Genomic DNA, 19,732 nt, shown 5'->3' with positions numbered 1-19,732 from the left:
TTCAGCAGCAGAATTGATTACACTTGTCCAAAGATGAGCGATGCATTAGTGCCACCAAAACCAAACGAATTAGAAAGCGCATATTGAATTTTATGCTCCTGAGCTTTAAACGGTACAAAATTTAAATCACATCCTTCTGAAGGCTTGTGTAAATTTAAGGTTGGCGGAATAATTCCATTATTTAACGCAAGAATACTGAATATTGCTTCAACGCTCCCTGCAGCACCAAGTAAATGTCCTATAGAAGATTTAGTTGAAGAAACAGGTATTTTATAAACGTAGTCACCGAATAACTGTTTCATTGCTATTACTTCAATTTTATCTCCAAGTGGCGTTGAAGTTCCATGTGCATTGATATACCCTACTTGATTGGGATTAATTTGTGCGCTCTTTAAAGCAAGCTGCATTGCCTTAAATGCGCCTCTTCCTTCTGGATGTGGTGCTGTAATGTGGTGCGCATCTCCTGTGAGTCCGTACCCAACCAGTTCAGCATGTATTTTTGCCCCCCTTTTTTTCGCATGTTCGTATTCCTCCAGCACCAATATACCTGCTCCTTCACCCATAACAAAACCATCGCGTTCTTCATCCCATGGCCTTGAAGCTTCTTCCGGTTTATCGTTAAATTTAGTTGATAACGCCTTCATAGATGCAAAACCTGCAATTCCAACTCTACACAGTGCACTTTCTGCTCCACCTGCAATCATAACATCCGCTTCACCAAGTTTTATAGTTCTTGCTGAGTTTATGATTGCATGCGCACCTGTTGCACATGCGGTTACTGCTGAATCGTTTGGACCTGTAAATTCGTATTTAATAGAAATATGGCCAGATATCAAATTTATTAGACTTGCAGGGACAAAAAATGGACTGACACGTCTGGGCCCTTTTTCCTGCATGGTAATAACATTTTCCTGAATTGACGGAAGACCACCTATACCAGAGCCAATAGTCACACCAACACGTTCCCGATTGATATTTTGGCTTTCCAAAATTAATGAATCATCTACTGCCTGAATAGCTGCTGCAATACCGTAATGGATAAAACGATCTGTCCTTTTTGAGTCTTTCTCAGAAATATAATCTAGTGGATTGAAATGGTGCTCAATGTTGTCTGATTGCAACGGCACCTGCCCTGCAATTTTGCAAGCAAGATCAGAAGAGTCAAATCTATCCGTATTGATTGCTTTTATGCCAGACTCACTTTTTATTAGCCTTGACCAAGTGTTGTCAACATCTGCCGCTAGTGGAGTGATTAAACCAACACCAGTGACTACTACTCTTCTGCTCATTTAACACTAACTATTAGCCTTTTTTATTATTAATGTACTCAACTATTTGCTCCATAGTTTCCATTTTTTGTGCGTCTTCATCTGGAATTTCTATTCCAAACTCTTCTTCTGCTGCCATGATGATTTCAACTGCATCTAAGCTGTCTGTACCATGCTCCGAAAGCTTTGAAGAGCTGTTGAATTTCTCTACATCCTTACTAATGTGCTCTAGTATAATCTTTTTCACTTTTTCTTCTATGTCTTCTCTAGTGCTCTTTGCTAGTTCGCTATTCACATTTCTTACCAAAAAAATAACCTATTCTTTGATATTATAAAAAATTTTTATGTTTGCAATATCTTTTATAACTGGTAAACTACAGTAAGGTTTTCTACTGCCCTAGCTGGCTAGCGTTACGTGCTAAACAATTAACAATTCAAAAATGCTAGACGAAACAACAAAAAATTTGCTTATTGTAGAAGTAAATAAACTCTTACCCGAAAATAGCGAGAATAAGCTTATATCAGCTATGCGTTATATACTCCTTGCTCCTGCAAAACATATACGCTCCTTTTTAGTCGTAGCTTCATCGCGAGTGTTTAACGCGGAAGCTAAAAAAGTAATATCAGTTGCTGCAGCAATTGAATTTGTTCATGCTTACTCTCTAATTCACGATGATTTACCGTGCATGGACAACAGTGATACTCGCAGAAGCCAGCTAAGCTGCCATAAAAAATTTGATGAAGCAACAGCAGTGCTTGCCGGAGATGCACTACTTACTCTGGCTTTTGAGGTATTATCTTCGTTAAATGAGAAACGCTGTGAGATCCTGAAAGTTCTTTCTCAGGCAATAGGAATTAGGGGAATGGTGGGAGGACAGGCTTTAGATATTAACAGTGAGCATATAGATTTTATCCCCCAACCCTCTGTCATCCCAGTGCTTGACACTGGGATCCAGAAGGCTTTGCCTACAAGCATTTCGTGCAAAAAGCCATGCGATGGTGGAGCTGAACATGAAATGGATTCCAGTGTCAGCTACTTGCATGACACCCTTTCTACCTTAAAACTACAACATTCGTACGGCTGTATGTATGACGCTGGAATGACGTCGGGCCAAGCTGATAAAATAAAAGAAATTCATTTGATGAAAACCGCAAAACTATTTGCAGCTTCATGTGAAATAGGTGCTATAATAGGGGGTGCTACAGACAAGCAACGTAAAGCGTTATATAACTATGGAATAAATCTAGGGCTTATCTTTCAAGCTAAGGATGATATTGAAGACTACGAACAAGATAAAACAAATAACCTAATGTCTGTGCTTGGTAAAAGTGAAGTAGAGGACTATATAGACGGCCTCTTTAAACAAGGCTTGGATAATTTGAGTGCGCTTTCAGGGGATACTAATTATTTATATGATTTATTGAATCAAGTAAAGAAAGATGGTTAGAAAAATTATATTACAAATGCTTATTTCCGTAGTAACGATTCTCACTTTAACTTCTACTTTTGTGTTTACTATTGTCTATATAAACAAAGGTAAACCGGAAAAAAAGGACAAGCTTTATGAGATAAATGCCACGCATGGTGGTTTGATACAGACGATAGCATATTACCTAGTGAAGCCAATACTTGAATCAGCACTTGACCGCTATATTGAAAAGCATGGGTTGACAGAATATTTAGAAGAAATGACGCAGCAAAAAGAAGAAGATTCAATAAATTTTTATGAAATTACTGAAGGCAGTGGCAGCAAGGCTTTTTGTGGCCTGGAAGTCCTATTGCAAATATATAAAATTTCTAATAATAACTTAGCAACACTCCCTAGCAAAGTTTCTGATGTTACTTTGAAAATAGGTCAAGATAACCTAAAAGAAGTGAGTTTAGGGGTAATAGGTATGAAAGAAGGCGGAGAGCGTGTAGTTACTATTGCCAATGATAACAAAATGAATTTTAATTCTTATTACGTCAAACTGATCGAAGTAAAGGATAAATATCCCGACTCAGTAAATAATCTGATGGTTTTTAATGACTTAATTAACAAGACTGGAAAACAAGTAAGGTGTGGTGATGAGATATCGGTTAAATATAGCGTAAAGGAGCATAATGGGGAATATATAGTCAAAGATCAAACAGTGCAATTTAGGGTTGGCGATAAAAAAATACCACTTGCTATAGAGCTTGGAGTTGTGGGAATGAGAGCTGGTAATAAAAGAACTATTCTTTCTCCGCCTGACCTTTTGACTATTACTGACGATATGTTAATAAAAGACATAGATTATGATGAAGAAAATATCTCAATAATTGACTTAAGCTTAGATGTTAAGCAAGAGGTCGCAGCACACCATTCTACTGTTGAAAAACAACCTAAAGAATATAGCTGAAATTTTAGGTCTACTGGCTAATCTTCTGAACACTCTCTATACTACTTAAAGTAGGCTTTTCGTTTTTCCTAAAGTATAAACTTAGATAAATCAAGCTGCTTCGAAATTGACTCAAGTTTATCTTTTACATACTTGCTGTCTATAATGAATTTTTCGCTATTTTTCTCAGAAGCAATGAAACTTATTTCATCTAAAAGCTTCTCCATGACAGTGTGAAGCCTTCTTGCGCCTATATTTTCCACTTGCCTATTAACTGTAAACGCTATTTCAGCTATGGTTTTTATACCATCATCAGTGAACTCAAGTGTCACATTTTCTGTTTTCATTAAAGCTATGTACTGCTTTAACAAACTAGATTCTGGTTCCTTTAATATTCTTATTAAATCCTCTTGAGTAAGTGCCTTAAGTTCTACCCTGATCGGTAATCTGCCCTGCAATTCCGGTAAGAGGTCAGATGGTTTAGACTGATGAAAAGCACCAGATGCAATAAATAATATATAGTCTGTTTTTACATGGCCATACTTAGTTGTAACAGTTGTTCCTTCAAGTAATGGTAACAGATCGCGTTGCACTCCTTCTCTGTTTACTTCACCTTTTACTTCTGTACGCGCTGCAATTTTGTCTATTTCATCCAAAAATACTATACCATCATTACTAACAAGATCAATGGCTTCTTTGATTATCTTATCTTCATCCATTAGCCTTTCACTTTCTTCATTAATTAATATTTCACGCGCTTCTTTTACCTTCACCGTAATAGTTTTTGTTTTTTTGCTCCCGTTAAACATCTTGCCCATTATTTCTGTTACATTCATCACACCAACTTGCCCACCTGGCATGCCTGGTATATCGAAAGTAGGTAACATACTCTTGCTCTCTCTGACGTTAATAGAAACTTCTCCGTCCTCAAACTCTTTATTCCTCAACCTTTCTCTAAAAATTTTTTTACTCTCTTCGGTTGCATCTTCACCTACCATAGAGTTTACTATTGTTTTCTCAGCTAAAATTAAAGCCTTTTTAGCTAAGGCTTTACGGGCTTTCTCTTTAACTAAAACTATTGCTGCATCAACTAAATCACGTATTATCGAATCAACGTCACGTCCAACGTATCCTATTTCAGTAAACTTCGTTGCCTCAATTTTTATAAACGGTGCACCGGCAAGTTTTGCTAAGCGGCGAGCTATTTCAGTTTTACCAACCCCTGTATGACCGATCATCAATATATTCTTAGGTATGATTTCATCACGCAATGGAAATGGAACCTGATTGCGACGCCAACGATTTCTGAGCGCAATAGCAACAGCACGCTTTGCATCATCCTGTCCGATTATGAATCTGTCCAATTCTTTAACTATCTTCTGTGGTGGCAGGTCATCTAACAAAACTTGAGTACTGTCATTAACTTGAACATCGCTGTCATTTGAATCAAAACCACTCTTAGTATCTTTATAGAGGTCATTTTTTTTATCGTAGGTGTCACTACTACAAGACCGTCCTTCTGAAAGGGTTATAGGCTGATTGGAAAAATTGGTGCATAAAGTTTTTTGCTTGGAAGACATATCACTCCTCTATTTTTTCAATAATCACATTATGATTTGTATAAACACATATATCAGCAGCTATCTTCATAGCCTTTTTCGCAATTTCCTCTATTGATATTCCTTTAATATCAATTAAAGCTCTTGCTGCAGATAGAGCAAAATTTCCCCCAGAGCCAATAGCTGCGATTTCATCTTCAGGTTCAAGAACATCACCTGTTCCCGTAATTACTAATGAAATAGATTTATCTGCAACGATCATCATAGCTTCTAATTTCCTCAGATATTTATCCATTCTCCAGTCTTTTGCAAGTTCAACACATGCTCTCATTAATTGCCCTGGGTGCTTGTCAAGTTTAGATTCTAATCTTTCAAAAAGAGTAAATGCGTCGGCTGTTGCCCCGGCAAATCCAGCAATTACGGAATCACCAGAAAGACGCCTAACTTTTTTTGCTCCAGATTTTATAACAGTGTGGCCCAGTGAAACTTGTCCGTCACCTATTACTACTACACTTTTATCTTTTCTAATTGATAATATAGTAGTGCCATACATTTTATTGTTATCGTGTTGAATCATTTTTCTATCACTTTAAATAAGAATCTCATTATACTTTAATCTTTAGTCAAATTTACTAAATATGTTCAACCATAGCTTATAATATAATACCTTCCTTATAACATTTAAAGTGCAGATGCAAAACATAATTCACCCAGATTTGGAAAAAAGTATAAATAATTGGTTCGAAGCAAAATTTAATGGCCTTACACTACCATTTTATAGCTCTATAGATCTCAGAAACTCCAGCTACAAAATTGCCCCAGTGGACGCTAATTTATTTCCTGCAGGATTCAATAACTTAAGTGAAGAATCAAGAACAATGGCAGCAAGATTGATAAAAAGCTACTTTAAAAGACACCAATACAAAAAGGTTCTTATAATACCGGAAAATTATACACGCAATAAAATGTATATAGAAAACGTATTTGTTATAGAGAAAGTACTGCAACTCGCAGGTTTTGAAACTAGAATTGGACTTTTACATAATGAAGTATACAATTTAATAGAACAGTATGAAACTGTTGTGAAAGAAAACTCTCTGCTAAAGACAACTTCAGGATTTGTGCCTGATGTTATTATACTGAACCGTGATATGACGAGCCACATTCCAGACACGCTGAAAGACGTAAAGCAAGATATAGTACCAAGCCCACTATACGGTTGGCATAGCAGGCAGAAATTTAAGTATTTTGAAATCTATCAAGAATTAGCATCTGAGTTTTGTGGCAAATTTAAAATAGACCCATGGCTAATTTCTGTGCTTACAGAGAGCTGTGATGGAGTTGATTTTGATGATGATTTGTCACTAGGAGCAGTAGCAACTAAAGTTGACCAAATATTATCTCTAGTGCAAAAAAAATATGAGGAATATGAAATAAAAACACAACCTTACGTTTTTATCAAAGCAAGCAATGGCACATATGGGATGGGCATTATAACAGCAACAAGTGGAGAGGAAATATTAAACCTCAATAAAAAAAAGCGTCATAAAATGAAAAAGATAAAAGAAGGAATAGCAATCAATAGCGTTATTATACAAGCATCGAACAGACGAAATCTGTCAAATCAGAAAGAAACACACAAATTTAAGTTTTTAGTAGTTTTCAAGTATAGTTGTACAGGAAGCGCCTCTGCAGTTATGACCGACATTTTCAATGGTGCCTAAGTGCCCGTATGCAAGGATGGTTTTGGAAGGAACGGTCAAATCATTGATGGAGTCATTTAGACTACCTCGGTTAGGAGATTGTACTATCAACCGTTCCAAGCTGAAGCGTTTCCCTATTACAAATTATATGTAGGAGTTACCATGAAAAAAGTAAAAAGTAAATTAGAAATAGTGAATCCTAATGCAGCAGGAATAGACATTGGTTCAGCTGTACACTATGTGTGTGTACCTGAAGGAAGAGATGAACAACGCGTTCAGAAATTTGGCTGCTTTACTGAAGACCTTCATAACTTAGCACAGTGGTTGAAAAAGTGTAAAGTTACAACAGTAGCTATGGAATCAACAGGAGTATATTGGATTCCTTTATTTCAAATACTTGAGTCATACAAATTCGAGGTAAGATTGGTAAATGCACGGCATGTAAAGAATGTACCTGGTAGGAAGTCTGACGTTCAAGATTGCCAATGGCTCCAACAACTGCATAGCTACGGACTGCTTCATAGATCGTTTAGGCCAGATAATCAGATGTGTGTATTGCGCAGTTACGTGCGGCAACGCAAAAATCTCACTGAAAGTGCATCTACACATATTCTGCGTATGCAGAAGGCATTAATTCAAATGAATATACAATTACACAAGGTTATTAGTCATATTACTGGGATAACTGGTATGAAAATCATTGAAGCTATAATTGAAGGCGAAAGAGATTCTGAAAAATTGGCAGAATTCAGGGACGTGCGAATGAAAAATGATCAGTCTACTATTGCAAAAGCGTTAGCTGGTGACTATAGAGAGGAACACTTATTCACGCTAAAGCAAGAATTTGAACTATATAATATTTATCAAGAAAAAATAGCAGAATGTGATAGAAATATTGAAGCCTATTATAAAACGTTTGAAACAAAGTCTTGTGAAAGCAAACAGCTAAGTAAGCAAAAGAATAAAAATAGCAAAAGTAAGCCAAGCTTTGCTTTGTATGAGGAACTGCACCGAATAACTGGTATGGATTTCACTAAAATTCCTGGATTTGATGTATTAAGTATACAAACCATAGTTTCAGAAGTTGGTATAAACCATAGTAAATGGCCAACAGAAAAGCACTTTTCATCGTGGTTGGGACTCAGTCCTGCTAATAAAGTTACAGGGGAAAAAGTGTTTAACACAAGAACACGTAAAGTCATTAACCGTGCTGCAAATGCTTTGCGAATAGCTGCTCATTCTGTAGGAAATAGTAAAAGTGCGTTGGGTGCATACTACAGAAGATTGAAAAAACGACTAGGAGCACCAAAAGCAATAACAGCTACTGCAAGAAAAATGGCATGCATATTTTATAGTATGCTCAAATACGGACAGGAATATGTAGAAAAAGGAATGGAATACTATGAAACACGCTATAAAGATAGAACTGTAAAAAATTTGATCAAAAAAGCGAGCGAATTTGGCTACATATTAGTTCAACAAGAAGAGTTAGTTGAGTGAGTTTCTTAGGAGAAGGTGTACCAACCATTGACATGTTTAAAAGCAGTTCTGCAGAACCGCTGATATACTATATAGGAGATACTCCAACATGTTACTTATACCGATGTAATAGCAGAAAAGATGTATATTCTAGGTGTACAGTCCCAGAGTGTGATGGTATGATAAAATATGAGAAAAAAATACCATCAAAGGAGGAGTTATGGGACAAATATTACATGGGTGCGCCAAAACAACACAGACGATTCGTAGAGCAATACAAAATAGAAAAGAGAGCATAGCAAAACTCTCCAAGCATTATAACCTTAATCCAAAAACTATTATTAAGTGGAGAAAACGTTCATTTACGAAAGATGCTGATATGGGTCCAAAGCGTCCAAGATCGACTGTTTTAACGCTAGAAGAGGAAGCTATAATAGTTACATTTCGCAAGTATACACTACTGCCACTAGATGATTGCCTTTACGCTCTGCAGTCTACAATTCCGCATTTGACTCGCTCTAGCTTGCATCGTTGTTTACAAAGACACAACATTAGCAGATTACCAACTGTTGATGGAGAAGTTAAGTCAAAAAAGAAATTCAAACAATATCCTATCGGTTACTTTCATATTGATATTGCTGAAGTTAGAACTGAGGAGGGCAAATTACATTTGTTTGTTGCTATTGATAGGACATCCAAATTTACCTATGTTGAGTTGCGTAACAGTGCTACAAAACCCATAGCTGCTGAGTTCTTACGTAATTTGATTAGAATTTTACCGTATAAAATCCATACTATTTTGACAGATAACGGTATACAATTTACAAACCAGAAGCGTCATAAGTATGCTTTCCAACATATATTTGATAGAGTTTGCGAAGAGAATGTTATTGAACATCGTTTGACAAAAGTTAGCCATCCTTGGACGAATGGGCAAGTCGAGCGTATGAATAAAACTTTAAAGGATGCTACAGTTAAGAAGTATTACTATCAATCGCACCAGCAACTTAAAGAACACCTTTATAACTTTGTTATGGCTTATAATTATGCAAAGAGACTCAAAACTCTTAAGGGTCTTACTCCTTATGAATTTATATGTTATCAGTGGACACAGTCTCCAGAATTATTTATACTAAATCCACACCATCACACTCTGGGACCATACACCTAGCTTCGGTGCAAGAATTTTAAGCTTCTATTTTTATAACCCTATTTTTACGCAACTCGTTCTCAAAAATATACGACCTTTTTTGAAAGAGTAAACAATTGAATTCTTTATAACACTAACTAGCATGGTACTTTTACTAAAGTATTTTTTGAAAAAGTTAGTTGACTTATAAATAATTCTCTACTAATAGTGGCATATGTTTGTTTATTCTGCTGAAGTGGCTCCGCAGGTTACTGTATAAGCTTGAGCAGTTTTTGCACTTCTTATAAAGCATAATCCATCATATTCCTATATATTAAATATAGCTGGTGTTCTCAATTTTGTTGATCTATAGTAAAATTGGCTAAAACTTCCAGTAATAAACAACTTTTAACCTAGTAGTAGTACTCACCATAAAAACTTAACAAAAATATGAGTAGTAAAAATATTATGTTGAAATTAGCTTGACTAATATTATATATTGTACATAATATATTCTATATCTAGGCTAGGAGGTAGTATGGGTACAGAGTCAGTAAAATATGTTGTAGAATCTATCAGTGAACAAAAGCTAGGAGAGGAATTAAATACTGAGCCATGGCATTCAAAAATTGAGCGTAATAGCAATGAGGGAACAACGCCTGAAGATGACATAACAGATTTAGATGATTATAGTTTGTTTGTTCAAGGAATAAGTAATCGTTCGGAATGTTATGACCTTGATCAGAGACATGAAACTAGGGAGGCTGTTGACACATGTGTAAAACATACATTGTCGTATCAGAGTGAAACTGATGATAGTGATTTATATTGGAAAAATTACCCTATTAGTCCAAGAGACTCTGCTTTAATTAAGCTAGATCTACCACTGACTGAAAGTGAGAGAAGTCTAATTGATGAATTTTGTAAAGAGTTAAAAGATGTAGTAGCAAAAAATGATCAAGGTTATAGGGATAAGCATGAAAATTTTACAAACACTGCTTTAGAGCGTATAGAGTGCATAACAAATAAATATTTGCAAAAAGGGATAAGACTCAATTCAAAATATAACGATGATAAGTATACTATAACAAGTTTAATTTTTAAGGAAATAAGAAATATCCCTGATAGAATACGACAGCATAAGGGATTACCACCTTATGAGAGTTTATCAGACGATAGTGAGACTATAACAAGTTTAGTTTCTAAGGGAATAAGAGATATTCCTGCCTACGAGGGTGTATCAGATGACAAAAATATAGGTATTATACGCAATATCATGAGTAATTTACTATTAAAAGGTGGAAGAGTAAAATGCAGTTCCTTTTATGATGATAAGTTATTGTATGCAACTTATGGGTTCAGTTATGAGATTTTTGCAGAACGTGAAGAAATCGATAACAAGCTAAAAAGTGTAGCAGATGAAGGTATTATAAACAGTAGTGCCCAAGGCAAAGCTTTACACGTAGAAATGGATAATGGATATTTTTATGTAAAATATTCGCAAGATAGCACTGTTGAGGTTGCAAAAGTTATAAATAATCCAAAAGTGAAAGATTTAAGTTTTAGACATCATATATTTCATGTTGGAAAGAGTATAGTAAGAGTTGAAAATGTAGGAGGAAAAAGAAATTATACAGACGTTTTAGAAGGTGGCATTGAAATGTCTTTTACTACTGAAGTAGGAAAGATTAGTATTCATCTACGTTCTAGTGATAAAGACAACAATACAATTGAAGTAAAGATAAGTGACGATGATAAGAAGAAACTTGATCAATTAAAAGATAAGGAAGAAATAGGAGAAAATTGCTTACTTGGTGGATATTCAGTACATGATGCGATTAAACGAGGATATTTTGAAAAACATGAAACACTACGTCAATCTTCTGAAAAAATTACCTTATCTAATGAAAAGAAAAAAAATAGTTGGTGTGAGATAGTAACAAATTCAAAACAGACAACAAGCCGTACTGTAGGGTAAATGCTATACTGCTTGATTGTCTAAAGATCTTATATTGCTTACCATAAAAGCTTAACAAAAGCTTAATCATATGAGTAGTAAAAAGATTATGGTTATTGACTTAATGTTACATATCGCATACAATATATCATGTATCTTAGCTTAAGGGGTAAGTATGGGTGAGTCTACTGGGATGGTAAAATCTATCATCAATCTACTAAAGCCAAAATCCAAATCAGAACTATATGATATTGAATATGAATCCATTATAGAACATCTATCATCTAAAGAACATTTATTAAATGAGCTGATGAATGATATGTGGTACTCAGGGGATTTGCCATCAGTTAGAAATTATAATGAACCACCATCTTTAATGGATAGTAAACTTGAACTAAGCGAACAAATTTGTGTTTGGTTTGCTCTAGATCACGATCTTACGCCAAGTCAAAAAAATTTAAACAAAAAGTTACTTAGTGCTCTAAAATGTTTAGCTTCTAACTGTGGTTCATTTGATAATACTGATCCCCTTGAAGAATTTTTATATGACAATAAAAGTAATAAAGATTTAAAAGTAATTCTTAACCTAAAGAGAGGAGAATCTGAGTCAACAGTATTACATGCAATTGCAGGAGCAAAGATTGGTGGATTTCGTCGCACAGGAAATCAGGCTATAGATTTACTCTTAGAAGCAGGCGCAGATCCTAACATACAAGATAATAAAGGAAAAACACCATTATACCTTGCTGCTGCCAAAGGTCATTACGATAATGCAAACTCTCTTCTTTTGAAAGGAGCTAAACCTAATATAACAAGTAGAAAGGGCAAAACTCCACAACGAATAGCAACTAATAATCTCTGCTATGATATTGAAGAATTATTTTTAACTGATAAACAGAAAAAGATGAATAAGGAATTGTATGACTTACTTGTATGTGATTCAGACTGCACTAAAAATTTAAAGGAGTTTTTAAGTAAGCATAAAAGAGATTCAGACCTAAAAGTAGTGCTAAATATTCGGCAAGGAATGGGTGAATCAAAAGTGTTTTCGTATGTTGATCGTTTTGCTTGGGATAATGAAGATCTTGCTCAAGAGTTAAGAAAAGTATTTCTAGAAGCAGGAGCATTAGATTATGGTATAAATATTATTTATCGTCAGCAAAAGAAAGGACAGGCCAGTAAATTACTCGTTAATTTAACCTCAAATCAAAAGGAAAAGTTAAATGAGTTTTCTGATAAGGTGTTTCAGGCTCAAAACATGGCTGAACTTGAAGAGATTGTAAACGATGCTATAAAGTCTGGTGTACGATTAAACTATTCTTCTTCACAAGATTTCTTTTCAGGTAATGAGTACACTTTTACCGATTATGTGATGAAAAAAATCAGTGAATTAGAAAAAAATCCTAAAGTTGCTAGTAATATAATATGTCAATTAGTATCAAAAGGGGCAGTGTTTGGTAATACAGTTGATGCTAACACACTGACATCAAAATTTAAAGAGCATAAAACTAACCTAAAAAAAGCTTATAGAGATTATATTAGCAATTCTCATAAGTTTATTGAAATCGCAAAAAGTGCAACCAATAGCGAGCTAAAAGATGCAAGAGTAGACAACTCCGTTTTTTACTTAGAATATTCTAAAGATAGTAAAATAGACATTATAAAGATAACAGATGGGGCAAGGGATTTAGGTCTAACCGATGGAGATGTAAAGTGTGGAAGAAATATAGTAAAGATCGGTAGTAGTGAAGTAGAAATTCAAACCGAAGGTGGAATAAGGTATTACACAGATCTTACAGAAGGCAGCGATATAGTATTAACCTTCTATACTAGTTTGGGAAATGTAGACGTTAGGCTGTATCCTGACATACAGAATAAAAGCAAAATTATAGTAGAAGTGAGTAATAAAGAGGAAGTATTGGAAAAATTCGAAGGTCATAAAGAAGAATTAGGCGAGGATTGTGCACTTGGTAATTATTATGTCTACGATGCTATTGAACAGGGATATTTTGAAAGATCTGGTGGATTAATTCGTCCTGAAGTAATAAGCGAGTCTAACAACAAAAAGGTTTCATGGGCAGAACGTGAAGAATTAAGAAGGGTTTCTAATTCGAGGGAAGAAATTGCTAGGTAGAAGGTATTAAATATTAACTAAGATAATTAGCAATCTAAGAAACGAATTATCTTAAGCTCTACACAAATCACTCGCTCTTTTTTACAATTAATTTGGTTTATAGAACTACTCGTAGTAATCAAAATAAGATTTTTTCTTATAGTCAAGTTATAGTAAAATGAAATGCGATAAAGTTGCATTATTCTTTCTACAGCTAAATTTTTGCCTTAGCGTATTTATTATACAGGTAGTACAAAGCCATCGTTACACTTATATATCGTCAATAATCTATTAACAATTCCTATAGTATAATTAATTTTGAAGGCTTTAGTAAGGGGGAAGTATGACAGAAGCAAATCCAATAGTTACATTAAAGGCTAAAATTAAAGAATTTGGTTTTAATAAATTAAGAGCTAAAGATAATAAAAGCGCAAATTCTGGTGAGCAAGCATATAAAGACATTAATAGAATGGATTTCATCATTAACGGAGAGAATATAGATAGGGATTTTGTTGACCGATTATATAAAAAACATATTAGCTTGGTTAAAAATAATAAAGATGGAGAAAAGAATTATCGTTCATTTGCAAAAGAGGTTTTTAAGGAGATGTTTCAACATTCTAGAGCAGAAGCTCCAAATGATCATATTCTAGAAGAGTTAGCTACTAATTGCAATCAAGCAGGATATGAACATATATATGGACCATTTATGATGGAACTTTACGAGAAACATAAATTATTTATGAATGTCAATAGTGGTGTTGAGAGAAAAGTGTACATTGACTGCAAAAATCCAAATTCTGTAAAAGTTGAGTGTAAAATCCCCAAAGCACCTGTAAAGCTTCTAGGTGTATGGTCCCAGAGTGTGATGGTGTGGATTTAGTATAAATAATTCTGGAGACTGTGTCCACTGATAACATATAAATTCATAAGGAGTAAGACCCTTAAGAGTTTTGAGTCTCTTTGCATAATTATAAGCCATAACAAAGTTATAAAGGTGTTCTTTAAGTTGCTGGTGCGATTGATAGTAATACTTCTTAACTGTAGCATCCTTTAAAGTTTTATTCATACGCTCGACTTGCCCATTCGTCCAAGGATGGCTAACTTTTGTCAAACGATGTTCAATAACATTCTCTTCGCAAACTCTATCAAATATATGTTGGAAAGCATACTTATGACGCTTCTGGTTTGTAAATTGTATACCGTTATCTGTCAAAATAGTATGGATTTTATACGGTAAAATTCTAATCAAATTACGTAAGAACTCAGCAGCTATGGGTTTTGTAGCACTGTTACGCAACTCAACATAGGTAAATTTGGATGTCCTATCAATAGCAACAAACAAATGTAATTTGCCCTCCTCAGTTCTAACTTCAGCAATATCAATATGAAAGTAACCGATAGGATATTGTTTGAATTTCTTTTTTGACTTAACTTCTCCATCAACAGTTGGTAATCTGCTAATGTTGTGTCTTTGTAAACAACGATGCAAGCTAGAGCGAGTCAAATGCGGAATTGTAGACTGCAGAGCGTAAAGGCAATCATCTAGTGGCAGTAGTGTATACTTGCGAAATGTAACTATTATAGCTTCCTCTTCTAGCGTTAAAACAGTCGATCTTGGACGCTTTGGACCCATATCAGCATCTTTCGTAAATGAACGTTTTCTCCACTTAATAATAGTTTTTGGATTAAGGTTATAATGCTTGGAGAGTTTTGCTATGCTCTCTTTTCTATTTTGTATTGCTCTACGAATCGTCTGTGTTGTTTTGGCGCACCCATGTAATATTTGTCCCATAACTCCTCCTTTGATGGTATTTTTTTCTCATATTTTATCATACCATCACACTCTGGGACTGTACACCCAGCTTCAAGTCTCTTGGCTGCCTCCCATTTACTATGTCTTCTTTAATCTTTGGTGCTAAATAATTTAACCTTAAAATTTGCTGTATACGTCTTGTACCTATATTAATTTTGGCACTCAGCTCTTTAACACTTCTATACTTTCCCTCTTCTAGTTGCCGTTTCCACGAATAGGCTCTTACCACTTCTTTGAGTAACGCATTGTTTGTTTTACCTTCTGGCTCAATTACTGTGCATTTGCTTCCTTTCTTTTTTATTGGTATAAATTCCACCTTATCCTCTAAACACACTTCTATTCCCTCTTCTTTCACTAATACTGTTTTTATTAACTTTTTCACTATTTCTTTTTGCTTTCCAAAACTCCATTCTTCCCCTTTTTCTCCCCGTTTTTCATATAATTGCTCTGCTTTTTTCATTACTTCTTTTTCTATTTCTCCTGCTACTATAGTTCGATTTACCGATTCACAATTTTTCCCTCCTAGGCTCTGTGGACAAAATTTTAGAGAAGCCATACAAGAGCTCCAACAAAATTGAGAAAACCCATAAAAACCTCAGCAGTTTTATCAAATCTGGAAAAAATGCGCCTAAAATTTTTAATTTTACCAAAAAAACACTCAATCAAATGACGTTCTTTGTAGATATGCTCATCGTAATACCTTTGCACTTTTCGATTCCGTTTTGGCGGAATAACTACTGTACATCCCTTGTCTTCAAGACTTGTAACAAAGGCATTGCTATCGTAGCCCTTGTCAGCTACTACAGTAGAGTTATAGATACTTTCGGTCAACACTTGTGCCTGCGTAATTTCATTTCTTTGACCAGGAGTCAGAGTAAATTTAAGTGGATTTCCAAGTGCATCGACAAGCGCATGTATTTTAGTTGTAAAGCCACCTTTGCTCCTCCCTAAAGCTTCTTGATCCTTGGAGTTTTTTGTATATCCAGATGAACATGGATGGCCTCGGATGATCGTACCGTCGATTATAGCAACTTCTAAATCAGGCTCTTGTTTAGTATATTCAAGCAATTTTTTCCAGACATCTCTTTCACACCATCTTTTAAATCGCTTATGTATACTCCTGTAATTACCATAAGTTTTTGGTAAAAGTCTCCATTGGCAACCACTTCGCACTATGTACCACACTGCCTCTATGAATATTCTTAAACGTTTTTCATCTTTGCTGTGCATTCCTTTTACGCTTTTTATGAACTCTAAAATTTGTTTCCAATTTTCCTCTTTGATGTAATATTGCATATGGTAGTTTCTCCATTTTTTACCTATTAGGCTAAACTACCATCTTTTTCTCTCTTTTCATATTTTTTGTCCACAGAGCCTAGATGATTGTTACATACATAGTATCGATATCTCTTATTCTCCTTTTTTGCATATGTCAGTGTCATATTTACACCGCAGCTCTTGCACTTAATTATTCCCTTTAGCAGCGCTTCCTCATATTTTGCTTTTCTATATGGTTGATTCTTTATTAATTTCTGTACTTTTTGCCATTTTTCTTCCTCTATTATTGCCTCATGCTTTCCCTCATACTGTTTCTCATAATGCCGTATTTTTCCCATATATATTGGATTTGTTATTATTCTTCTCACCGTTGCCTTTTTAAAGATATCTGATTTTGTTCGATATCCTTCTCTGTTTAACTCTCTTGTCAGTTCTGCCATTGACTTCAGCTCCACATATCTTTCAAATATATGCTTCACTGTCTTTGCTTCTTTCTCATTGATTATTAATTCCTTATCTTTTACATCATACCCAAGTGGCAAAGTTCCACCCATCCATAACCCTTGTTCTTTTGATGTTGCTATTTTATTTTTTACTCTCTCTACTATCATCTCTCTTTCTAGTTGTGCTGCTCCTGATAACACTGTTTGTACAAACTTTCCCATTGGCGTATTATTGTCAAATATCTGCGTTACTGCTATAAAATTTACTCGATGCCTTCTAAAAAATGACGTTACTTCAATGCTGTCTTTTGTTTCCCTTGATAACCTGTCTAGCGTATATACTACCACACAATCTACTTCTCCTGTCTTTACATCTTCAAACAACTCCTTTATCGCTGGTCTTTCTAAATTTTTCCCTGAATATCCTCCATTATCGTACCTTTTGGCCAATGCTACCCAGCCTTCTTTGCTCTTTATATACTTTTCACATGCTACTCGCTGCGCATCTAAACTATTAAACTTTTGCTCCAGACCGTCTTCATTTGACTTTCTCGTATATATTCCACATCTTATCCCTTTACACATTTTCCTTTCCCTTTTGATCACGCAAACCAAATAGGAGCGGCCCATTGTAACTCATTCCCATTATTTTTCCAGCTACTGCTGACAATGACGTGAAAAATTCTTCTCGGTAGATTAAACCCTTATCTGTTACCATTACTGTATGAGTCTCTTCCCCTCTCTCTAGTATTAATTCTGTCCCTTCTACTGGTATAGCTCTTTTCATAATAGTCCGGAAAGTTCATAGAAAAGCAGAATCAACAGCATGACGAAAAGATGTGAATAGAGGAATGTTTTTCCTAGCTCTGTTTTTTATAGCAAACCAATGATGCTCAATTTTGTTAAAATCGGGAGAATAAGGCGGTAGATATAAAATTTCTGCACCAACTCCTTTAGCAAGTTCAGTAATCTTATTAGACTTATGAAAAGTAGCATTATCAAGGATAACAGTTTGTCCAGGTTCCAAAATCGGTGTTAGGAACTGCTCAAACCATTTATTAAAGATATCCATATTACAGTGGCCTTCAAATGTTAACGGAACAACTATTTTTCTGCCGTTTAAGGCTGCAATCATACTGATTCGTTGAATTTTTTTACCAGATTTTAGAGCATAAAACCGCTGTCCTTTCTGAGAATATCCATAGGGATAGTCTTCGGTATTATCAATACCAGATTCATCTATATATACTAAGTTTTGAGGTTCTTTTGTTGCTATAATTTTCAAAAATTCAGCACGTTTTTCTTCATTCCTTTCTTTGTATCCATATGTCTTTTTTTGCGTGTGAGTCCAATTTTTTTAAGAGCTCGATGAATCGTTGGGATACTAACATTACTCCAAAGCTTAGCCATTTCCGATAGAGTTTTTCCACCATGTTTTTTGGCAAATTCAGTAAATTTATTCCAGTCGGTAATTTTGTGATTATAACCTCCATTTCCAAGTTTTTTCGACTGAAAATCTCCTGTTTCTTTTTTTCTTTGCTGCCACTCCCATAATGTAGTTCTTCCAATTTTAAATCTTGCTGCTACCGTTTCTCTGCTTTCCCCTTCGTCTAGCACTTCCATTGCTTTTTTTCTTAAATCATAACTATATGCTGCTGGCATACTTACCTTCACTACTATAAACTCTTATTTTAACCCGTTTGGACCATTATGAAAAGAGCTATAATAGACGAAAGAAGATTTGAAGACACGAATTTAACTGAGAGTGATGAATATTATAAGCACGGAGTAGTGAAATTCTTTGGCTCAACAGCGTTTGAAGGTGTAGTAAAAGAATATAAAAATAAAGTAGTTACGTTGTTTACTTCGCCTCCATACCAAATTTCTGCTGGAGATAAATATTCAATACTTGCAGGTTGCGATAAAACATTTCCAACTTGCAGAAGCAAGTTTAACAATACTGTAAATTTTCGTGGTGAACCCTATATACCAGGTTTTTATATTGTTTAGCAGCACAATTTTCAATATCATGAATACATGGAAAGGTGGCTGAGTGGTCTAAAGCACACGCTTGGAAAGCGTGCACATATGAAAATATGTCGGGGGTTCGAATCCCCCCTTTTCCGCATATTACTTCTAGAATAGTATAAAACCCTCGGTCGCGCACAGTTATCTAAGTGGAGAAAGTCACCTCTCCCCACTCGACTTCAAAACCGGACTTGTGACTTTCACCACATCCGGCTTCTCTCTAACTTGGTGTTTGTTATACATACTTCTCCATGTAATTAACATTTCAAAGCTTGGTAAATTTGTTTTTATAGCTTAAATACAGCATTCTCTATATTACTAGAGAAGTCGTATTCATTCATACCTAACACTTAATGTTGGCTCATAACATATTAACCACTACTCACAACTTTACCTTCCAAATTACAGTGTCCACGTCAGCATATCTTAAACATTACTTTAGGCCTTGGCTTCTTAGACAATCCCTCATTATAGGTGCATACGGGTGGCTCCCTGCTTAAAGAATAAGAGCATCTATAATGTTACTCCGTTCCATGAAATTGTTTCATGTTAGACTTAGGTTCCAACTTTTTGCCGGGAGATGGGAAACATCTTAATC

At 35.1% G+C, this 19,732-nt stretch carries 14 protein-coding genes, 1 tRNA gene and 6 pseudogenes; 11 read left to right on the top strand and 10 right to left on the bottom strand.

Going from position 1 to position 19,732, the window contains the following annotated elements:
* Positions 1 to 17: 17 nt before the first annotated feature.
* Together fabF and acpP are read right to left on the bottom strand one after the other, a co-directional pair.
* Positions 18 to 1,289 (bottom strand): beta-ketoacyl-ACP synthase II, encoded by a 1,272-nt coding sequence (fabF, locus tag OOK85_RS01140; protein ID WP_010082030.1) that lies wholly within the window; start codon positions 1,287 to 1,289, stop codon positions 18 to 20.
* A 13-nt stretch (positions 1,290 to 1,302) separates the two neighbouring features.
* Positions 1,303 to 1,563 (bottom strand): acyl carrier protein, encoded by a 261-nt coding sequence (acpP, locus tag OOK85_RS01135; protein WP_006279836.1) that lies wholly within the window; start codon positions 1,561 to 1,563, stop codon positions 1,303 to 1,305.
* Positions 1,564 to 1,708: 145 nt separating this feature from the next.
* Here acpP and OOK85_RS01130 point away from each other — a divergent pair, with 145 nt between their 5' ends.
* Positions 1,709 to 2,716, top strand: coding sequence for a polyprenyl synthetase family protein (locus OOK85_RS01130; protein ID WP_264703460.1), 1,008 nt, complete (start codon positions 1,709 to 1,711; stop codon positions 2,714 to 2,716).
* Entirely contained in the window at positions 2,709 to 3,650 is a 942-nt protein-coding gene (locus tag OOK85_RS01125) for an FKBP-type peptidyl-prolyl cis-trans isomerase (RefSeq protein ID WP_264703458.1), read from the top strand. The genes OOK85_RS01130 and OOK85_RS01125 overlap by 8 nt, the downstream gene beginning before the upstream one ends.
* A gap of 68 nt (positions 3,651 to 3,718) precedes the next feature.
* On the opposite strand, the gene hslU is transcribed toward OOK85_RS01125, so the two are convergent.
* The gene (gene hslU / locus OOK85_RS01120; RefSeq protein ID WP_264703456.1) at positions 3,719 to 5,209 is read right to left on the bottom strand and encodes an ATP-dependent protease ATPase subunit HslU; all 1,491 of its coding nucleotides are present in this window, start codon (positions 5,207 to 5,209) and stop codon (positions 3,719 to 3,721) included.
* Position 5,210: 1 nt separating this feature from the next.
* Positions 5,211 to 5,765, bottom strand: a complete 555-nt coding sequence (hslV, locus tag OOK85_RS01115; RefSeq protein WP_264703454.1) for an ATP-dependent protease subunit HslV — start codon at positions 5,763 to 5,765, stop codon at positions 5,211 to 5,213.
* Positions 5,766 to 5,880: 115 nt separating this feature from the next.
* On the opposite strand from hslV, the pseudogene gshA reads away from it, so the two are divergent.
* From gshA to OOK85_RS01080, 7 genes and pseudogenes are all read left to right on the top strand, one after another.
* Positions 5,881 to 6,786, top strand: a pseudogene (gene gshA, locus OOK85_RS01110) (glutamate--cysteine ligase); the annotation flags it as partial.
* A gap of 267 nt (positions 6,787 to 7,053) precedes the next feature.
* Positions 7,054 to 8,391, top strand: a complete 1,338-nt coding sequence (locus tag OOK85_RS01105) for an IS110 family RNA-guided transposase (RefSeq protein WP_264703452.1) — start codon at positions 7,054 to 7,056, stop codon at positions 8,389 to 8,391.
* 11 nt (positions 8,392 to 8,402) lie between these two features.
* Positions 8,403 to 8,546 (top strand): annotated as a pseudogene (locus OOK85_RS01100) (glutamate--cysteine ligase); the annotation flags it as partial.
* A gap of 44 nt (positions 8,547 to 8,590) precedes the next feature.
* Complete coding sequence (locus OOK85_RS01095) at positions 8,591 to 9,541, top strand: IS481 family transposase (protein ID WP_264702189.1); 951 nt, start codon at positions 8,591 to 8,593, stop codon at positions 9,539 to 9,541.
* 496 nt (positions 9,542 to 10,037) lie between these two features.
* Complete coding sequence (locus OOK85_RS01090; protein WP_264702618.1) at positions 10,038 to 11,477, top strand: hypothetical protein; 1,440 nt, start codon at positions 10,038 to 10,040, stop codon at positions 11,475 to 11,477.
* A 154-nt stretch (positions 11,478 to 11,631) separates the two neighbouring features.
* Positions 11,632 to 13,590, top strand: coding sequence for an ankyrin repeat domain-containing protein (locus tag OOK85_RS01085; protein WP_264702620.1), 1,959 nt, complete (start codon positions 11,632 to 11,634; stop codon positions 13,588 to 13,590).
* 322 nt (positions 13,591 to 13,912) lie between these two features.
* Positions 13,913 to 14,452, top strand: coding sequence for a hypothetical protein (locus OOK85_RS01080; protein ID WP_264703450.1), 540 nt, complete (start codon positions 13,913 to 13,915; stop codon positions 14,450 to 14,452).
* Here OOK85_RS01080 and OOK85_RS01075 read toward each other — a convergent pair.
* The 6 genes and pseudogenes from OOK85_RS01075 to OOK85_RS01050 all read right to left on the bottom strand — a co-directional run bounded on the left by OOK85_RS01075 (position 14,414) and on the right by OOK85_RS01050 (position 18,768).
* The gene (locus OOK85_RS01075; protein WP_264702189.1) at positions 14,414 to 15,364 is read right to left on the bottom strand and encodes an IS481 family transposase; all 951 of its coding nucleotides are present in this window, start codon (positions 15,362 to 15,364) and stop codon (positions 14,414 to 14,416) included. The genes OOK85_RS01080 and OOK85_RS01075 overlap by 39 nt on opposite strands.
* Positions 15,365 to 15,431: 67 nt before the next feature.
* Positions 15,432 to 15,923: pseudogene (locus OOK85_RS01070) on the bottom strand (zinc ribbon domain-containing protein); the annotation flags it as partial.
* A gap of 5 nt (positions 15,924 to 15,928) precedes the next feature.
* Positions 15,929 to 16,681, bottom strand: a complete 753-nt coding sequence (locus OOK85_RS01065) for an IS5 family transposase (RefSeq protein ID WP_264702164.1) — start codon at positions 16,679 to 16,681, stop codon at positions 15,929 to 15,931.
* An 80-nt stretch (positions 16,682 to 16,761) separates the two neighbouring features.
* Positions 16,762 to 17,691 (bottom strand): annotated as a pseudogene (locus OOK85_RS01060) (recombinase family protein); the annotation flags it as partial.
* A pseudogene (locus OOK85_RS01055) lies at positions 17,684 to 17,878 on the bottom strand (DUF2924 domain-containing protein); the annotation flags it as partial. The pseudogenes OOK85_RS01055 and OOK85_RS01060, both read right to left, overlap by 8 nt.
* A gap of 30 nt (positions 17,879 to 17,908) precedes the next feature.
* A protein-coding gene (locus OOK85_RS01050; protein ID WP_264702431.1) for an IS630 family transposase occupies positions 17,909 to 18,768 on the bottom strand; the annotation gives its coding sequence in 2 pieces (ribosomal slippage) (positions 17,909 to 18,444 and positions 18,444 to 18,768; 861 coding nt in all).
* Between the two features lie 60 nt (positions 18,769 to 18,828).
* Between OOK85_RS01050 and OOK85_RS01045 the strand changes: the two are divergent.
* Together OOK85_RS01045 and OOK85_RS01040 are read left to right on the top strand one after the other, a co-directional pair.
* Positions 18,829 to 19,116 (top strand): annotated as a pseudogene (locus OOK85_RS01045) (phage BR0599 family protein); the annotation flags it as partial.
* Between the two features lie 29 nt (positions 19,117 to 19,145).
* Positions 19,146 to 19,232 (top strand) — tRNA-Ser (locus OOK85_RS01040).
* Positions 19,233 to 19,732: the final 500 nt, after the last annotated feature.

The organism is Wolbachia endosymbiont (group A) of Volucella inflata (genome assembly GCF_947250665.1).
GTDB lineage: Bacteria > Pseudomonadota > Alphaproteobacteria > Rickettsiales > Anaplasmataceae > Wolbachia > Wolbachia pipientis.
The sequence above is the reverse complement of the archived record's forward strand: the minus strand, read 5'-3'. Positions and strand labels throughout refer to the sequence as shown.